Origin of the sequence: Porphyrobacter sp. SLTP (assembly GCF_009905735.1) — a bacterium.
GTDB lineage: Bacteria > Pseudomonadota > Alphaproteobacteria > Sphingomonadales > Sphingomonadaceae > Erythrobacter.
Window position 1 is genome coordinate 16,857 of record NZ_JAAALE010000008.1, and the last position, 15,894, is coordinate 32,750.

The following is a 15,894-nucleotide window of genomic DNA, read 5'->3' on the forward strand; positions in this document are numbered from 1 at the left end:
CGATGGTATGCCCGCGCGGCGAAGTCAACGCGAGTATGCTGCGCCGCACACAGATGGCTTGGCCTGTGGGCAGAAGGGGGCTAGGCGGCGCGAAAGCCAACCAAGCAAGCCCAAGGAACCCTCTGTGCCCGCCAACACCGACCCTCGTTATGACGTAATCGCCATCGGCAATGCCGTGGTCGACGTGATCGCCTCCTGCACGGAAGAGCTGATTGACGAGCTGCAACTGAACCGCGGCGGCATGACCCTGATCGACGAAGCGCGGGCCGACGAGCTTTACGAAGCCATGCCCCCCGCACGCGAGCTCTCGGGCGGATCGGCGGCGAACACGCTGGCGGGCCTCGCCACATTGGGCCTGCAATGCGCCTTCATCGGCCAGGTCGCCGACGATCAGCTGGGCAAGGTGTTCCGCCATGACATGCGCGCCACCGGCATCGATTTCGACACCCCGGCGCGGGACGGCGAGCCGGCGACGGGCCGCGTGCTCATCTTCGTGACGCCTGATGGCGAGCGGACGATGAACACCTTCCTCGGCGCGGGGCAGTTTCTCCCCGCTGCCGCGCTCGACGAGGAGCTGATCGCCAGCGGCGCGATCCTGTATCTCGAAGGCTATCTGTGGGACCCGGAAGAGCCCCGCCGCGCCATGCGCCGCGCGATCGAGGTTGCGCGCGAGGCGGGCCGCAAGATCGCCTTCACCGCGTCGGAAAGCTTCGTGATCGCGCGCCACGGCGATGATTTCCGTGCCATGATCGAAGAGGGCGTGATCGACATCCTGTTCGTCAATGAAAGCGAGCTCGCGACCCTGACGGGCGAGGATGACTTCGAGGCAGGCCTCGCCGCCGTCGCGGGCAAGGTGCCGGTGCTGGTCGCCACGCGCAGCGAAAAGGGCGCGGTTGCCGTCGCCCACGGCGAACGCGCCGAAGTCGCGGCCGAGCCCGTCGCCAAGGTGATCGACACGACCGGCGCGGGTGACCAGTTCGCCGCCGGGTTCCTGTCAGGCTATGCCAAGGGCGAGCCGCTGGCGCAGTGCCTCAAGCGTGGCGCGATCTGCGCTTCGGAAGTCATCGCCCATTACGGCCCGCGTCCGGAAGCCGACATGCAGGCGCTGATGGCAGAGCGGTTGTAGGCTGTTGGGAAGGTGACAAAGGTTACACCCTGTCAACTTCCCAATACGGCATATTCATAAGCGATTTGATACGCTTACTCTCCGTTCGCTCCGCGGACGGACACGGGGATCAGAGCCTTGAATTGCGCACCCGGGTGGAAGGCTGGCTGACGATGGCAAAGAGCGCGGGCCCGCAAGGGCGCCCTTTGCGTGTCATAATCCGGTGAGGCCGTTGTAGGAAAGCAAGCCCATCAGCCCGCCGCCGCCGCACGAGGCCGGGCCGGGATTTTTCCCGCCTCCCAGCCGAGCCACGCCACCGCACCGCCCGCCGCAATGCCCAGCGCAAGCGTCAGCGCATGGGGAAGCGCGGCATAGGCTGCAAAGCCAGCAGTGATCGCGGGCACGAAGGGCGCAAACCACATCACCACGCCCTGCAACGCGGTGAACCCCGCCGCCACCAGCCACGGCGCGCCGTGCTTGCGGTTCCTCGCCCACAGCACCAGCGCGAAAACGGCCACCAGTGTGTCGCTGATCGCGATGGTATCAAGGATCGCGTGGGGATAATCGCTGCCAATCACGTTCATCCAGGGAAGGAAGTTGCCCATCACCCGGCTAAACGGGCTTTCGAACAGGATCAGCGGGGTCGCCAGCATATAGCCCGCGTGAAGCTTCACATTGCGGCGGTGCTTCAGCGCAAGGAAGAACAGCGTCAAATAAGCCGCAATCGCAATCCCCATGCCCACCCCGAAGGCCGGGCCGAGCGCGGCAATCTCCGCGTCCTCGCGCACCGCGAAGCGCTGCGCAGCGCGGTTGATGATCATCATGAAGCCGAAAATCATGAACGGGAACAGCACGAAGCTGGCCTTGCCGAGGATGCGGTGCAACTCCATCGCGCGGCGTTGCACCGCGACTTGCTGGACGATCAGCAGCGTGAGCCACATCATCGACGAGATCGCATGGACATGGAACGCCAGCGGCACCGCGCGCTGCGCGGCGAAATAGCTCGCCCAGAAGCCGGTCATGATGACCAGCAGCACGAAACCCACAAAGTAAGGCGCGTAGCGATACGGCATCGAGATCCCCCTTCCCGATTGCAACCGCGCACCGTGTAACATGTTTGCGGGCGCGCGCCAAAACCAACCGCTGCCGCCTATTCGTCCGGCACGTAACCCGCCTGGCGCAGTGTCACCATATAGGCCGCAATCTGGTCGATTTGCGCGCGGGTGAGGGTGAAATCCATATCCTCGGGGTAATTGTGCGCCTCGGCCAGCCAATCGGCGAGCGATCTCTCGGACAGCCCCGGCCGGTTCGCGATTGACGCAAAGCTGGGCGAGGCGGGGTTGGGCGAAAGGAACGGCGGCTCGACCGCATGGCACCCCCCGCAAGCGGCCTCGACAAAGGCTGGCGCCCGCGTATCGGCCGAACGCGAAGTCGATTTGCCCACCATCGGCGGCGGGTTCTCCGACCCCGGCGTCTGGCAGGCGGCGAGCGCCAGCAGCGGTGTTGCAAGAAGAGCGATCGCGCGAAGGGGGTGCTGGGTCATGGCGGCACCATGCACCCTTTCCGTCATCCTGTCCTTGATCGTGGTCAAATTTGTCGCGAGCCTTCCGACAGGGAACCAATGCAATGACCGCTTTCGGGGATACGTGTCGGCAAAGCAAATGACTGGGAATGGGTGAGAAGCGGACGATTAGGGGCAAACCTACTCGACCGCAGATTTAGGCGTCGACGCGGTCGTCGGCCCCCCAAGATGCAGTGTGCCGGAATACATAGCGTCTTCGGCGTGCATTTCGACGCCGAAGACCTGATGGTTCGGTGTGGGATCGGGCAACGCATGCGGTCCGCAGCTGTCAGCTCCATGACAGTTCCACGCCGCACCGCCCTGCGCGGAGGCATTCAGGCTAACTGTTTGTTCGCGCGGCAATCGGCCTGCCATCGGTGTATAAGTCGGTTGCCAAGGCACATCGGTGCGCATCGCATGGACGTTTCCGACCAAGACCATCACGGTTGTGTCGGGTTGTGCGGCCGCTATCAAGAGATCGGCCATGGCCTGCTCGTATTCAGCCGGAGTTGGCTGGGTCTTGAAAGTGGAAGGCTGAAAGGCAACGACCTTTGCGATAAGCCCGGCGGCGAACATGCGCCGCAAGCTCTCGAACAATTGAAAGTACGCCTCGCTCGAGCGCCCGTCCTTCATGTCGAAATGCCACATCTGCGCTTTTAAGAACGCGCCTTGAGCGGCCAACCCGCCATCGGATTGCATGAATGCGTCGATCGCGGGCTGGTCGGAGGTCGGTTGCTCCAATGCGACCACCACGGGGTTCAATCGGGATGTCAGGCAAACGGCATTGACGAACGCTTCTGGAATCTCGTTCGAGCCATGCACTTCGCCGATAACGATCCAGCGTGGTTGTTTCCCGACCACCCGTTCCCAATTCGGAATTTGCTGACACTCCATCGGCGCCACGGGGACAGCCGCAAAGAGAGCGAACGCAGAAAGATACAACATCGGCATCCGAGATTCTTAAAGCAGATTTATCAGTTCATCATCTTCTAAGATCGTCCACTCCGAGGTCGATTGCCGAACCGCAGCGTTTTTCCGAACACTTTGCAAAGCTGCCGCTATGCTGACGCCTCCCGCGCCACTTCCCGCCAACCGATGTCGCGGCGGCAGAAGCCGGTGGGGAAGTCGATCTGGTCAACGGCTGCGTAGGCCTGTGCCTGCGCCTCAGTCACGTTCCGCGCCATGGCGGTGACGTTGAGCACCCGGCCTCCGTTCGCCACCAGCGCGCCATCCTTCAGCGCGGTGCCTGCGTGGAACACCTTTGTCCCGCCCAACGTCACGCCCGAAAGATCAATCCGCCCGCCTTTTTCCGGCGTGCCGGGGTAGCCCTTGGCCGCCATCACGACGGTCAGCGCGGTTTCGGGGCGCAGTTGCACCGCCACGCCGGCCAGCTCACCTTTGGCGCAGGCGAGCATGATCCCCGCCAGATCACTCTCCAGACGCATCATCAGCACCTGGCATTCGGGATCGCCGAAGCGGGCGTTGTATTCGATCAGCTTGGGGCCTTCGGACGTCAGCATCAGGCCTGCGAAGAGCACCCCGGAATAGGGGTTCCCGTCTGCGCGCATGGTGCGCACGGTGGGCTCGATAATCTCGGCCATGACGCGGGCCTGCAATTCCGGTGTCAGCACCGGGGCGGGGGAATAGGCACCCATGCCGCCGGTGTTCGGCCCCACATCGCCGTCGCCCACCCGCTTGTGATCCTGCGCGCTGCCGAAGGGGACAATCGCGGTGCCATCGGTGAGCGCGAAGAAGCTCGCTTCTTCTCCCTCCATGAATTCCTCGATCACGACTTCCGCGCCCGCCGCACCGAACCCGCCGCCGAACATATCGGCGAGCGCGGCTTCCGCCTCGGGCAGGGTCTCGGCGATCACCACGCCCTTGCCCGCCGCCAGCCCATCGGCCTTGAGCACATAGGGCGGCTGGAACCGGGCGAGCGCGGCGCGGGCCGCTTCGAGGCTGGCGGTGCGCACGTAACCCGCCGTCGGGATCCCCGCGCGGGCGCACAGGTCCTTGGTGAAGCCCTTGGAGCCTTCCAATTGTGCGGCAGCCTGCGAGGGGCCGAACACCGGCACGCCTGCCGCCCGCAGCGAATCCGACAGCCCGTCCACCAAGGGCGCTTCGGGGCCGACGACCACGAGGTCGATGGCCTTGTCAGCGCCAAACGCGATTACCGCAGCGTGGTCGGTCACGTCCAGGGCGACGCATTCCGCCTCCTCGGCAATGCCGGGATTTCCGGGGGCGGCGTAGAGCTTTGTGAGGCTCGGGGATTGCGCCAGCTTCCATGCCAGCGCATGTTCGCGGCCTCCCGAACCCAGAAGCAGGATATTCATGGCCCCTCCGCCGACAAGTGATGATGCCGGGCTGGTAGCGCGCACGCCGCAGGGGGACAATGCGCAGCCCCTCACCATCAGCGAAATATCCGCGTTGCTGAAGCGCACAGTCGAGGATCGCTTCGGCTTTGTGCGGCTGCGCGGCGAATTGTCGGGGGTGAAGCGGGCCGCTTCGGGGCATTTCTATTGCGCGCTGAAGGATGAAGGCGCGGTCATCGACGGGGTGATGTGGAAGGGCAATGCCGCGCGCATGAACTTCCGCGCCGAGGACGGGCTGGAAGTGATCGCGACCGGGAAGCTGACCACCTATCCCGGGCGCTCCAAGTACCAGATCGTGATCGATTCGCTGGAGCTGGCGGGTGAAGGTGCGCTGCTGGCGCTGCTCGAGAAGACCCGCGCCCGGCTGGCGGCGGAAGGCTTGTTCGACGCGGGCCGCAAGCGCGCCTTGCCCTATCTGCCGCAGGTGATCGGCGTGGTGACATCGCCCACTGGCGCGGTGATTCGCGATATTCTCCACCGCCTGGCGGATCGCTTTCCTTCGCATGTGCTGGTGTGGCCGGTGCTGGTGCAGGGTCAGGGCGCCGCGGAGCAAGTGGCTGCCGCCGTACGCGGGTTCTCGGCCCTCCAGCCCGGCAGCCCGGTGCCGCGCCCCGATGTCGTGATCGTCGCACGCGGGGGCGGGTCGATCGAGGACCTGTGGAGCTTCAACGAGGAAGTGGTCGTCCGCGCCATCGCCGAATGCTCGATCCCGGTGATCAGCGCGGTGGGGCATGAAACCGACACAACCCTCGCCGATTTCGCCGCTGACCGCCGCGCGCCGACACCCACCGCCGCTGCCGAAATGGCGGTGCCGGTGCGCGCTGACCTCGCCCTGACCCTCGCCGATTTCGCCGCCCGTCAGCGGCGCGCGGTCTATCGCCCGGTGGAGCTGGGGCGCGAGCGGCTCGCGGCGCGGGTGCGGATGATGCCGCGGCCCGAAAACCTGCTGCAACCGCAAGCCCAGCGGCTCGACGATCTGTCAGAGCGGCTGCGGCGCGCCCTCGGCGACCGTTCCGCCAAGGGGCGTGAGCGGCTGGCGGGCGTGGCGGCGCGGCTGTCTCCCAGCCTGCTGTCCCGTTCTGCCGCCGAGGCGCAACGCCGGCTTGACCGCGCGCGGCTCAGCCCCGCCCTGATCGAGCGGCCCTGGCGCCAAGGCACGGACCGGCTCGCCGCGCTCACCCGGGTGATGAGCCAGCTCCACCCCGAAAAGCCGCTGGAGCGCGGCTATGCGATCGTGCGAGACGCTGGCGGCAAGGCGCTGACCACCCGCGCCGAGGCTGCGGGCGAGGCTGCCCTGACGCTGCAATTTCGGGATGGGACGCTGGCGGCGGTGCCCGCTGGACACGCGCCAACGGCGCCCCCGCCGCCCGCTGCCCCGCCACGCAAACGCGCTACGCCAAGCTCGGCGACCCAAGATGATTTGTTCAGTTAGCCGCTCGGTGCTATAGTTCGCGCCATGCTGATGACCCCGTCCGACAAGGCCGCCAAACTCTATTACGGCCCCTCCAGTTTCCGCGTGCTGCGCCCGGGGAGCCATGTGCTCTGCGCGGTCTCCGGTGAAGCCATCCCCCTGCCCGAGCTGCGCTATTGGAGCGCCGAGCGGCAGGAGGCCTATGCGTCCTGCGAAATCGCCACGCGCCGGCTGCTCGGCGTCGAGTGATCTTCGCGCTCCGGACAATACCCCACCCCAAGTCCCGCGCCTGACTTACAGTCCCTCTGTGCAGGACCCGGCTCGCGCGAAACCTCGGGCACGCCTGCGGGCAGGGCGACTGGCGCTGCTGGCGCTGGTGGCTATCGGCCTGGTGCCCGGCACCATCGTCCAGACCACGATCGGTCAGCGCAGCGATGCCGCCGACATCACTGTCACCCCGCTGGATGCGCGAGACGGTGTTTCGGGTGATCTCACCCTGACCGGAGCGTGGGAGCTGACCGCCGGGCATGGCTGGTTCGGCGGCTTTTCGGCGCTGGTCTCCGATGGCCAGCGCGGGCTGATCGCGGGGACCGACCGGGGCTTTCTGCTCGATCTCGACCTGTCAGGCGATTCGCCCCGCGCCGTGCCGGGCAGCTTCCGCTTTGTCGGGATAAGCGACGGCGGGCGCAGAGAGGTCGTCGATCTCGAATCGCTCGCTCATGATCCTGTCACGCGAACGCTGTGGGCGGGGTTCGAGAACGACAATCTCATCATGCGCCGCGCCGCTGATGGCACAAGCAAGAACCGCGCCCCGCGCGAAATGGCGCGGTGGAGCCAGAATAGCGGCCCCGAAACGATGGAGCGGCTCGCTGATGGACGGTTTCTGCTAATCGCCGAAGGGCCGGAGCGCGGCAGCGATACACTGCATCAGGCGTTGCTTTACCCAGCCGATCCGATCGCGAAGGGCAAGCCGACCGCGTTCCACTTTGTCGCGCCGCGCGATTATGACCCGGTCGATGCGACCCAGCTCCCCGATGGGCGCGTGCTGATCCTGCTGCGGCGTGTCGCCTATGCCCTGCCCGCGCGCTTCGACACCGCCATTGCCATCGCCGATCCGCGCACCATCCGGGCCGGGGAGCCGTGGAAAGCGCGAATCATCCAGCGGCTGACGGGCGGGGTCTTCGCCGACAATTTCGAGGGCCTGGCCTACGCCCCGTCCGCATCTGATCCGGCACGGGGCAGCCTGTGGCTGATCGCTGATGACAACTTCTCGGTCTTCCAGCGCAACATCTTGGTGAGATTCGAGTGGGACGCGTCAGCCGCAGACAACGAAAAAGCGCCCGGAACCCCGAGCGCTTGATCGATGCGTTACTATCCCGAAGGACAGCGCCGTCTTAGGCGGCGGCCTGAGCCTTCACCAGCTCGCGCTTCACCTTCAGCGCGCTGGCCGAAAGCTTTTCGTCGCTGGTCTTGAGCAGCCAGTTATCGAGCCCGCCATTGTGCTCCACCGAGCGCAGGCCGTGGGTCGACACGCGGAACTTGAAGCTCCGTTCGAGCTTTTCGCTCATCAGCGTCACGTTCTGCAGGTTGGGCAGAAACACGCGCTTGGTCTTGTTGTTGGCGTGGCTGACATTATTGCCGGTCATGCGGCCCTTGCCGGTCAGTTCGCAGATGCGAGCCATGGTGTGTCTCTTCTCGTAAAGTTCGGGCCTAAGCACGGGCCTATGTAAGGAAAGCGGCGCGCATAACGGGGTGCTGCCGAATCGTCAAGCAAGTTGCGCGCGTCGGACGGCTGGCACGTGGCTTGTCGTATTCCCGCCGCCTATTCGCACAAGTCTAACCCATGTGATGGCCGGATCGGCCCGTCCAGCGTGCTGATGCGCCAGACCTGAGCCGGGCGCCGCCCGCTGTTTCAGGCTGACAGGAGAAGACCAGCATGAAACGTATCCTCATCGCCAGCCTCATCACCCCCTTGGCAATCGGGCTCGCCGCGTGCGATGTCGACCAGACCAAGGAAGGCGAAATGCCCGAAGTCGAAGTGACAGGCGGCGCGCTGCCGGAATATGACGTCGAAACCGCCGACGTCGATGTCGGCACCAAGGAAACGACGGTCGAGGTTCCGGATGTCAAGATCACCATGCCCGACGCCGAGGGTACGCCGGCTACCGGCGACGAATAACGCCGTACGAACACGTCCGCAGGGGCGCGGGGCGTGAGCGATGCGGGTTTCCGCAGCTTCATGCCTCGCGCCCTTGCGCTTGCCCGCGCAGCGGCGGACGCGGGCGAAGTGCCGATCGGCGCGGTGATCGTGAAGGACGGTCACGTGATCGCCGAGGCGCATAACAGTCCCCGCACCGACCACGATCCCACCGCCCACGCGGAAATCCTCGCGATCCGCCGCGCTGCGCAGGCGCTGGGCGATGAACGGCTGACCGGATGCGAGTTGTGGGTCACGCTGGAGCCTTGCGCGATGTGCACCGGTGCGATTGCCCATGCGCGCATCCAGCGCCTCTATTACGCGGCAAGCGATCCCAAGGGCGGCGCAGTCGAACATGGGGCTCGGGTGTTCGAGCAGGAGCAATGCCTGCACCGTCCCGAAATCTACAGCGGCATCGGCGAAGCCGAGGCCGCAGACATGCTACGAGGGTTTTTCAGGGAGCGGCGCTGAGGCACGGCATTTACGGTCGGGTTTCGTCGCAAGCCCGCCACGGATGGGCGGTCGATGAGCAGGCCATCAGTCAATTCCTTGCAAACTGGCGGCGAATTTGCGACGGGCACGAGGGTTCAGGTTGGTCCTCATGCCCGGGGGCGAGGCAAGGGATACTGATCGATAATGGCCGGTTACGAAGTTACGCAGACCCGCAGGCTGACCCGCTGGAAGCAGAAGCTTCGCAGTTTTCTGGGGCCTTGGGGGGTGTTCTTTCAGGGCTTTATCGAACACCCGGTGATGGTCGGTTCGATCATCCCGTCCTCTGGGTACACGATCCGCAAGATGCTTGCACCCGTCGATTGGGAGCGCTGCCAGCTGTTCGTGGAATATGGCCCCGGCGTCGGCACCTTCTGCCGTCCGGTGCTCGATCAGCTGCGACGCGATGGCACACTGCTGGTGATCGACACCAACAAGCTGTTTATCGACTATCTCAATCGCACCATCACCGACAGCCGCTTCATCGCGGTGCATGGCTCAGCCGAAGATGTGGAAGCGATCATCCGCGCGCATGGCCATGACCACGCGGATTACATCCTTTCGGGCCTGCCGTTCTCGACCTTGCCCGAAGGCCTCGGCCCCCGCATCGCCGCCGCCACGCACCGCGCGATCCGTCCCGGCGGTGCGTTTCTTACCTACCAGTTCAGCAAGGCGGCCCATAACCTCACCGCCCAGCATTTTGACCGGGTCGATAGCGGGTTCGAGCTGCTCAATATTCTCCCCTGCCGCCTCGCCTGGGGCTGGAAGGACGCGGAGTAGGCTCAGTGGGCTACAGCCCCCGCCAGATCTTGGCGGGTGCGGCGTCCTTGGCGCCCCAGCGTGACGGCGTGCAGCGGGCGGGGCGGAAGGTCTTGGAATAGCACAGCCTGATTTCCTCCAGCCACCCGCGCGCGTTGAGTTTCACCCCAATCGCCTCCTCGCGCCAGCCGGGATTGACATCGGCAAAGGCCGCGCGGATGCGGCCTGCGGTGAGGTCGTCCTCGCGGCTGATGCGGTCGTAATCGGGCAGGCGCAGTCCTGAGCGCAGGACGCGGATGATCTTGAGGTAATTGGCGGGACGCTTGACCATGCACGCGCCGTGCTTGGCCCATTGGCGCGCGATCAGGCGTTCGGAGGGCATCAGGCACATGTTCGCGCGCACCTCGGCGGGGGTGAGCGCGTTCTTGGCCTCGCACCATTGCGGCCAGCTTTGCCCCCCTTCCGGCCACAGCCCGTGCACCACAAGCCCGAAGCGCCCGTTGGTGCCCGCGCATTGCACGGCATGGCTGCGATCATCGGCGCGGGGTTTGCAGAACTCCGGGCTCCAGCTCAATGCCAGGGTGTAGCCGGTGATCGGCATCACGCGGCGCGGCCCATCGGGCGTGACTTTGGGAACGCTGGTGACCTGCGGCGCGCGGCATTGATAGGCCTGCGCGCTCGCGGCGGCGGGGAGCGCCAGCGCGAGCGCGGCGAGGAGGCTATTCGAATACCGCAGGGCCGTCCTCCTCCTCGGGCTCGCGCGCGAACCAGCGCGCCGCTTGTGGCGTCAGCAGGCTCGCCATCGCAATGGCGACAAGCAACGGCCCGACCAGCGCGGCGGGATCGAGCATCGCGAGCCGCAGCGCCCCGAAGCCGAGCACCAGCCAGCGGGCGAACGGCGCGGCGAAGAGGTAGATCCACGCCAGCGGGATCAGCGCAATGGTGAACTCGGCCGAGAGGGCGACGATGGTCCAGTCACGGTCCCATGCGAACCACGGGACATTCACGGCAAAGATGGTCTCGGACAGCGCCAGATCACTCAGCCCGCGCACCAGCCGCAGCACGGCGGCGGCAAGGAAAGCGGCGGCGAAGACCCGGATCGCCAGCGGACGCGGCCCCCGGACCAGCTTCATGCCGGCTTGAAATCCAGCCCGATATCCGCGGCAGGCGCGCTCTGGGTCAGGCGGCCGACCGAGATGTAGTCGACGCCGCTCGCCGCCTTGGCCGCGATGGTATCGAGGTTCACGCCGCCGGACGCCTCGGTCGGGACACGGCCCGCGACCACGACCACGGCCTCAGTGAGCGTGGTGGGGTCCATATTGTCGAGCAGCAGATGGCTCGCACCTGCTGCCAGAGCGGGTTCGATCTGGTCGAGGCTGTCGACCTCGCAGATGATCTTGGCGACACCCGCTTCGCGCGCGCGGCGCACCGCCTCGCCGACGCTGCCGGCGACCGCGACGTGGTTGTCCTTGATCATAGCCGCATCCCACAGCCCCATGCGGTGGTTCTGCGCGCCGCCTTGGCGGGTCGCGTATTTCTCGAGGAAGCGCAGGCCGGGGATGGTCTTGCGGGTATCGAGCAGCGTGCAGGCCGGATTGCCGCCCGGGCCGCGCATCGCAGTAACATAGGCCTGCGTCATGGTGGCAATGCCGGAGAGGTGCTGGACGATGTTCAAGGCGCTGCGCTCTGCGGTCAGCAGCGCGCGGGCTCTGCCTTCAATCCGCATGAGATCGGTCCCGGCTGGCACCTTGTCCCCATCACGCGCGAGGGCTTCGATGGTGCATTCGGGATCAAGGTACCGGAAGAACGCCTCGGCCAGCGGCAGGCCCGCGACGACAATGGCATCGCGGCTGTCCATCACCCCGGTGAAGCGCGCGTTCACGGGGATGACGCTTTCAGAGGTCACATCACGCCCGCCGCCGGGCAGGCCTTCCCCCAAGTCCTCCGCCAGCGTTTCGCGGATGAACTTGGCGAGGTCGAAGCCGGGGAGGGTGAAGGTCATGCGTTCTCAATAAACGGTCGCAAGGCGACCGCAAGGCCGACCGGCCGCCCGCAGGTGCCCGGAGCGTAGCGAAGGAACAGCACCGAGGACGGGGGCGCGGAGGCGCCCCCGCACCCATCAATGCACGAACCGCGCCACCACATCCCTGTAGCTGCGACTCACCTTCACCTCGGCGCCGCTTTCCAGCACCAGGAAGCATTCGCCGTTGGTGTGCGGCTTCACCTGGCGCACCAGATCGAGGTTCACGATGGTCGAGCGGTGCACGCGCTGGAACTTGCGCGGGTCAAGGCGGCGCTCGAGGTCCTTCATCGTCTCGCGCAGCACCAGTGAATTGTCGCCGGTGGAGATGATCATGTAATCGCCCGCGGCCTCGATATGCTCGATCGTGTCCACCTCGACGCGGAAGATCTGGCCGCGGTCCTTGACGTTGATGAGCTTTTCGAAGCGGTCCGCGCTTTCTGCGGCCGGCGCGGTAGTCTCCACAAAGTCCGCCGCCCGTTCAGGTGCAATTTCCGAGAGCACTTCGAGCAGCTGCCCGGCATCCTCGGACGATTTCTTCTCAGCCAGACGCTGACGGACGCGTTCGATCGTGTCGGCGAGCTTCTGTTCGTCGACCGGCTTCATCAGGTAATTGACGGCGTTGGCCTCGAAGGCGCGGATCGCGTGTTCTTCATAAGCGGTGACGAAGACGAACAGAGGGGGTTCGATCTCCATCACGCCCTTCACGACAGAAAAGCCGTCAAAGCCGGGCATCTGGATGTCGAGGAAGACCAGATCGGGTTTCTCGGTCTTGATCTTGCGGATCGCTTCGCGCCCATTGGCGCAAGTGTCGATGATCTCGACGTCCTCGAACGGCGCAAGGCGCAGTTGGAGGCCCTGAATCGCGAGCTTTTCGTCATCGACGAGAATGGTTCTGATAGTCATGCGGGGGTTCCGATTGTTCGTTGGGGGGGATTGAGGGGGATGATGTTGTCTCCCCCGGCCACGGCAGAGGGGCCAGAAGCCCCTGACCCTGCCGCGACGGGTTCGGGCACATCAGCCCGGGTGAAGGGGATTTCGATCAGCACGGTAAAGCCGCCCCCAGCTTCCGAACGGGTTTCAAACAGGTGTGTGTCGCCATAGGCCTGGGCCAGCCGATTGCGGATATTGGCAAGGCCGACCCCGGTGGAGACCGGACGGCCCGGCACAGGCGTGCCGGACGGATCGCCCGCCATGAAACGCTGCACGTCTTCGATACCCGGCCCGGTATCCTCGACGGTGAGCCGCAGCCGATCGCCGATCACCCGCGCGGTGAGCGAGATGCGCGCACCTTCCTCCTGCGGGCTGACGGCATATTTGATCGCGTTTTCGACCAAGGGTTGCAGCAGCATCGCGGGCAGCTGCGCGGCGAGCGCGGCGTCCTCGATCTCGAAATGGGTGCGCAGGCGTTCTTCGAACCGCATCCGCTCGATATCGAGATAGAGCTGCAAGGTCTCGACCTCCTGCGCCAGCGTCACCTGACTGCCGGGCTCTGCGATCAGGGTATGGCGCAGGAAGCCTGACAGGCGGGTGAGCATCGCATTGGCGGGCTCGGTCTGCTTCAGCAGCACCAGCGTGCTGATCGAATTGAGCGTGTTGAACAGGAAGTGCGGGTTGAGCTGGTAACGCAGCATCGCCAGCTGCGCGGCGGTCGCCTGCGCTTCCAGCCGCTCCAGCCGGTCGGCCTGCTGCTCCACCGTCAGGAAGAAATTGATCGCGTAATAGAGCGCGCTCCACCCACCCAGCAGCGTCAGCGGCAGATAGAGCAGCCCGATCAACCGCTGGGCGAAGGTCGTCTCGCGGCTGGCGGCGTAATAGACGCCTTGCACCCACGCATCGATCGACGCGTGCAGCACCACCGCAAAGAACAGCACCACGGCGGTCAGCCCCCAGGTTACCAGCGGGCTTTGATGGATCAACTTGCGGTAGATCACCGACAGGATCAGGCTGATCGAAAAGCCGGTGATGGTGGTGACAAGGATCAGCGCCAGCAGATCCAGCGGCTGCTCGTTCGCAAGCGCGGAGACCGCACGCAACAGGAAAGCCGCGCCCCAGCCTGCCAACTGGAGGTTCCAGAACGCCCGGTTCTTGCTGGCGAAGAACGGCGCCGCCTGGATCTGGAGCACTGCCATAGCCCGACAGTCCTAACTCATTTCGTCGCAAACCACACGGCTAATCGGTCGCATCATCGCGGGGCCGCCACGGCTCGGCGCAAGGATTACCGCTTCGCTCGGGAGATGAGGCCGCCGGCCGGGTCGATCTCGCGGCGGAAATGGGTGGCCCAGTCGGCCTTGCCCTGATCCGCCATCAGGGACTGCACCACCGGAACTTCAGCGGCCATCGCCTCGGCCCGTTCATCCCAGCCTTCGTGATGACGCCGCACCCTGAGCCCGGCGTCGTGGGTCGAACCCCAGCGGGTCATGAAGGCGACAGCAGCCTGCGGATCATAGCCCGCATTGGCGAGCAGCCACGGCACCAGCCGGTCGGCCTCCCGCTCGACCCGGCGCACATGCTTGGCCTTGCGCCCGTTACGCTCAAGCCAGGCATTATGGCCGAGCACATTATGCGCCAGCTCATGCGCGACCAGCGCGGCGAATAACGGCTCTTCCGCATAGCCGAAGGCGGGAAAACCGATCCCGATCACCACCCGCGCGCCATCGGCGACCGCCCGCTTGCCATCGCCCATCAGTTCGAACCGGGTGGCGCAGACCTCGACCGGTTGAACGCGCGCTTCCGCCCCATCCGCAAAGCCAATCGCGATGCCGCCGTGTTCGGTCAGCATCGCTTCGATGTGGTCATGCGCGCGCACCAGCCGCTGCCATTCCATCGCCGCGCCTGCGGGCCACTCGTTCGGGTCGAACCGTTCGAGCGCAATGACCTCGCGGTTTCGGGGGAACGCCCCCGACAGCGCGGCGGGCGATCCGCGCGCGGCGGTCTGCACCGCGAAGTCGCGTTCCAGTCCCAGTGCGGCGCGGGCGATCGCGGGCGAACCGTAGCTTGCCATGTCCTGCAATTGCAGCCCGATGCTCGGCACGACCCGCGGGCAAAAGGCGGCATTCGCGCGGGCGAGGTGCCAGCCCACATCCTGCAAGCGTTGGTCAGCGTCCTGATAGCGCCCGATGGCCGCCCGTTCGGCCGCGTAGTCGATCACCGGCGGCGCCTCCTGCGGCTGTGACGCCAGTGGAGCGGCCAGCAGCAGCGCGGCGAGCGCAATGGCGCGCATCAACGCGCCTCGGTCGACGCGGCGAGCGCGGCCTTGAGCTTTTCGTAGCCGACCGCCCCGCCAAACGGGGTCTTGCCCGCGATCCATGCCGGGGTGCCAGTGAAGCCCAGCGAGCGGGCGAAATCGAGGTTGCGGGCGATCTCGGTCGAAACGGCATCGGACGCCGCATCACGCTCGGCCCGCGCCATGTCGAGCCCGGCTGACTTGGCGGCGGCGGTGACATCGCCGGTCGCGAACATGGCATCGTGGAAGGCGCGGTACTTGCCCTGCAATCCTGCCGCCAGCGCCATGCGCGAGGCGACATCGCTGCCTTCAAAGATCGGCCATTCGCGGATCACGACCTTCAGATCCGGGTCTTCGGCAATCAGCTGATTCACGTCCTTGAGGCTCGCCTCGCAATAAGGGCAGTTATAGTCGGTGAACTCGACCAGCACGGTCTTGCCGTTGGGGTTGCCGAGCACCACGCCGGGGAAAGGCTCGCGGACTTCGCCGCCCATCTGTGCCAGCCGCTTGGCCGATTCCTGCTCCTCGTAAGCCTGCGCCATCTGCGGCAGCAGATCGGGGTTGGCGAGCAGGAAGGTGCGGGTGCGGTTGTCCGCAAGGCCGGAGTAGGACCACGCCGCCGCCCCCAGAAAGCCGAACACCAGCGCCAGCAGCGCGGTCAGCAGGGTCGCGGTCAGCGTGCGGGGCGCGTCTGCGGGGGGGGAGGCAGGCGGTTGGGAGGACATGCGCGAGGGTTCCGTCGGTCAGCGGGTGA

Annotated in this window: 19 protein-coding genes; 7 read left to right on the forward strand and 12 right to left on the reverse strand. The window is 65.8% G+C overall.

Annotated features, from left to right (window positions below; all coding sequences use genetic code 11):
• Positions 1–124: 124 nt before the first annotated feature.
• Complete coding sequence (locus GVM20_RS08355) at positions 125–1,126, forward strand: adenosine kinase (RefSeq protein ID WP_166546755.1); 1,002 nt, start codon at positions 125–127, stop codon at positions 1,124–1,126.
• 230 nt (positions 1,127–1,356) lie between these two features.
• On the opposite strand, the gene GVM20_RS08360 is transcribed toward GVM20_RS08355, so the two are convergent.
• The 4 genes from GVM20_RS08360 to purD all read right to left on the reverse strand — a co-directional run bounded on the left by GVM20_RS08360 (position 1,357) and on the right by purD (position 4,999).
• Positions 1,357–2,178 carry a hypothetical protein gene (locus GVM20_RS08360; protein WP_166546756.1) on the reverse strand — a complete coding sequence of 274 codons (822 nt, stop codon included), beginning with the start codon at positions 2,176–2,178 and terminating at the stop codon, positions 1,357–1,359.
• A gap of 77 nt (positions 2,179–2,255) precedes the next feature.
• Entirely contained in the window at positions 2,256–2,648 is a 393-nt protein-coding gene (locus tag GVM20_RS08365) for a cytochrome c family protein (protein ID WP_166546757.1), read from the reverse strand.
• A 159-nt stretch (positions 2,649–2,807) separates the two neighbouring features.
• Positions 2,808–3,617, reverse strand: coding sequence for a TraB/GumN family protein (locus tag GVM20_RS08370; protein ID WP_166546758.1), 810 nt, complete (start codon positions 3,615–3,617; stop codon positions 2,808–2,810).
• Positions 3,618–3,724: 107 nt separating this feature from the next.
• Positions 3,725–4,999 carry a phosphoribosylamine--glycine ligase gene (gene purD / locus GVM20_RS08375; RefSeq protein ID WP_166546759.1) on the reverse strand — a complete coding sequence of 425 codons (1,275 nt, stop codon included), beginning with the start codon at positions 4,997–4,999 and terminating at the stop codon, positions 3,725–3,727.
• Between purD and xseA the strand changes: the two genes are divergently transcribed.
• From xseA to GVM20_RS08390, 3 genes are all read left to right on the forward strand, one after another.
• The gene (gene xseA / locus GVM20_RS08380) at positions 4,998–6,470 is read left to right on the forward strand and encodes an exodeoxyribonuclease VII large subunit (protein ID WP_166546760.1); all 1,473 of its coding nucleotides are present in this window, start codon (positions 4,998–5,000) and stop codon (positions 6,468–6,470) included. The two genes, purD and xseA, sit on opposite strands and share 2 nt — an antisense overlap.
• A 24-nt stretch (positions 6,471–6,494) precedes the next feature.
• Positions 6,495–6,698 (forward strand): DUF2093 domain-containing protein, encoded by a 204-nt coding sequence (locus GVM20_RS08385; RefSeq protein WP_166546761.1) that lies wholly within the window; start codon positions 6,495–6,497, stop codon positions 6,696–6,698.
• Between the two features lie 127 nt (positions 6,699–6,825).
• The gene (locus GVM20_RS08390; protein ID WP_166546762.1) at positions 6,826–7,809 is read left to right on the forward strand and encodes an esterase-like activity of phytase family protein; all 984 of its coding nucleotides are present in this window, start codon (positions 6,826–6,828) and stop codon (positions 7,807–7,809) included.
• Between the two features lie 34 nt (positions 7,810–7,843).
• On the opposite strand, the gene rpmB is transcribed toward GVM20_RS08390, so the two are convergent.
• On the reverse strand, positions 7,844–8,131 hold the full coding sequence (gene rpmB, locus GVM20_RS08395; protein ID WP_166546763.1) for a 50S ribosomal protein L28: 288 nt from the start codon (positions 8,129–8,131) through the stop codon (positions 7,844–7,846).
• Between the two features lie 254 nt (positions 8,132–8,385).
• Between rpmB and GVM20_RS08400 the strand changes: the two genes are divergently transcribed.
• From GVM20_RS08400 to GVM20_RS08410, 3 genes are all read left to right on the forward strand, one after another.
• Positions 8,386–8,628 carry a hypothetical protein gene (locus GVM20_RS08400; protein ID WP_166546764.1) on the forward strand — a complete coding sequence of 81 codons (243 nt, stop codon included), beginning with the start codon at positions 8,386–8,388 and terminating at the stop codon, positions 8,626–8,628.
• Positions 8,629–8,688: 60 nt separating this feature from the next.
• Entirely contained in the window at positions 8,689–9,117 is a 429-nt protein-coding gene (locus GVM20_RS08405; RefSeq protein WP_166546888.1) for a nucleoside deaminase, read from the forward strand.
• A 165-nt stretch (positions 9,118–9,282) separates the two neighbouring features.
• Positions 9,283–9,915 (forward strand): class I SAM-dependent methyltransferase, encoded by a 633-nt coding sequence (locus GVM20_RS08410; RefSeq protein WP_166546765.1) that lies wholly within the window; start codon positions 9,283–9,285, stop codon positions 9,913–9,915.
• A gap of 10 nt (positions 9,916–9,925) precedes the next feature.
• Here the strand turns inward: GVM20_RS08410 and GVM20_RS08415 are convergent, their stop codons facing one another.
• The 7 genes from GVM20_RS08415 to GVM20_RS08445 form a co-directional block, all read right to left on the reverse strand.
• On the reverse strand, positions 9,926–10,495 hold the full coding sequence (locus GVM20_RS08415) for a ribonuclease T2 family protein (protein ID WP_234031929.1): 570 nt from the start codon (positions 10,493–10,495) through the stop codon (positions 9,926–9,928).
• A gap of 118 nt (positions 10,496–10,613) precedes the next feature.
• Positions 10,614–11,027, reverse strand: coding sequence for a hypothetical protein (locus GVM20_RS08420; RefSeq protein ID WP_166546766.1), 414 nt, complete (start codon positions 11,025–11,027; stop codon positions 10,614–10,616).
• The gene (nadC, locus tag GVM20_RS08425; protein WP_166546767.1) at positions 11,024–11,896 is read right to left on the reverse strand and encodes a carboxylating nicotinate-nucleotide diphosphorylase; all 873 of its coding nucleotides are present in this window, start codon (positions 11,894–11,896) and stop codon (positions 11,024–11,026) included. Before nadC ends, GVM20_RS08420 begins: the two co-directional genes overlap by 4 nt.
• A gap of 117 nt (positions 11,897–12,013) precedes the next feature.
• The gene (locus tag GVM20_RS08430) at positions 12,014–12,820 is read right to left on the reverse strand and encodes a LytR/AlgR family response regulator transcription factor (RefSeq protein WP_166546768.1); all 807 of its coding nucleotides are present in this window, start codon (positions 12,818–12,820) and stop codon (positions 12,014–12,016) included.
• Positions 12,817–14,046 (reverse strand): sensor histidine kinase, encoded by a 1,230-nt coding sequence (locus GVM20_RS08435; protein WP_166546769.1) that lies wholly within the window; start codon positions 14,044–14,046, stop codon positions 12,817–12,819. Before GVM20_RS08435 ends, GVM20_RS08430 begins: the two co-directional genes overlap by 4 nt.
• 86 nt (positions 14,047–14,132) lie before the next feature.
• Positions 14,133–15,137, reverse strand: coding sequence for a M48 family metalloprotease (locus tag GVM20_RS08440; RefSeq protein ID WP_166546770.1), 1,005 nt, complete (start codon positions 15,135–15,137; stop codon positions 14,133–14,135).
• Positions 15,137–15,865, reverse strand: coding sequence for a DsbA family protein (locus tag GVM20_RS08445; RefSeq protein WP_166546771.1), 729 nt, complete (start codon positions 15,863–15,865; stop codon positions 15,137–15,139). Before GVM20_RS08445 ends, GVM20_RS08440 begins: the two co-directional genes overlap by 1 nt.
• Positions 15,866–15,894: the final 29 nt, after the last annotated feature.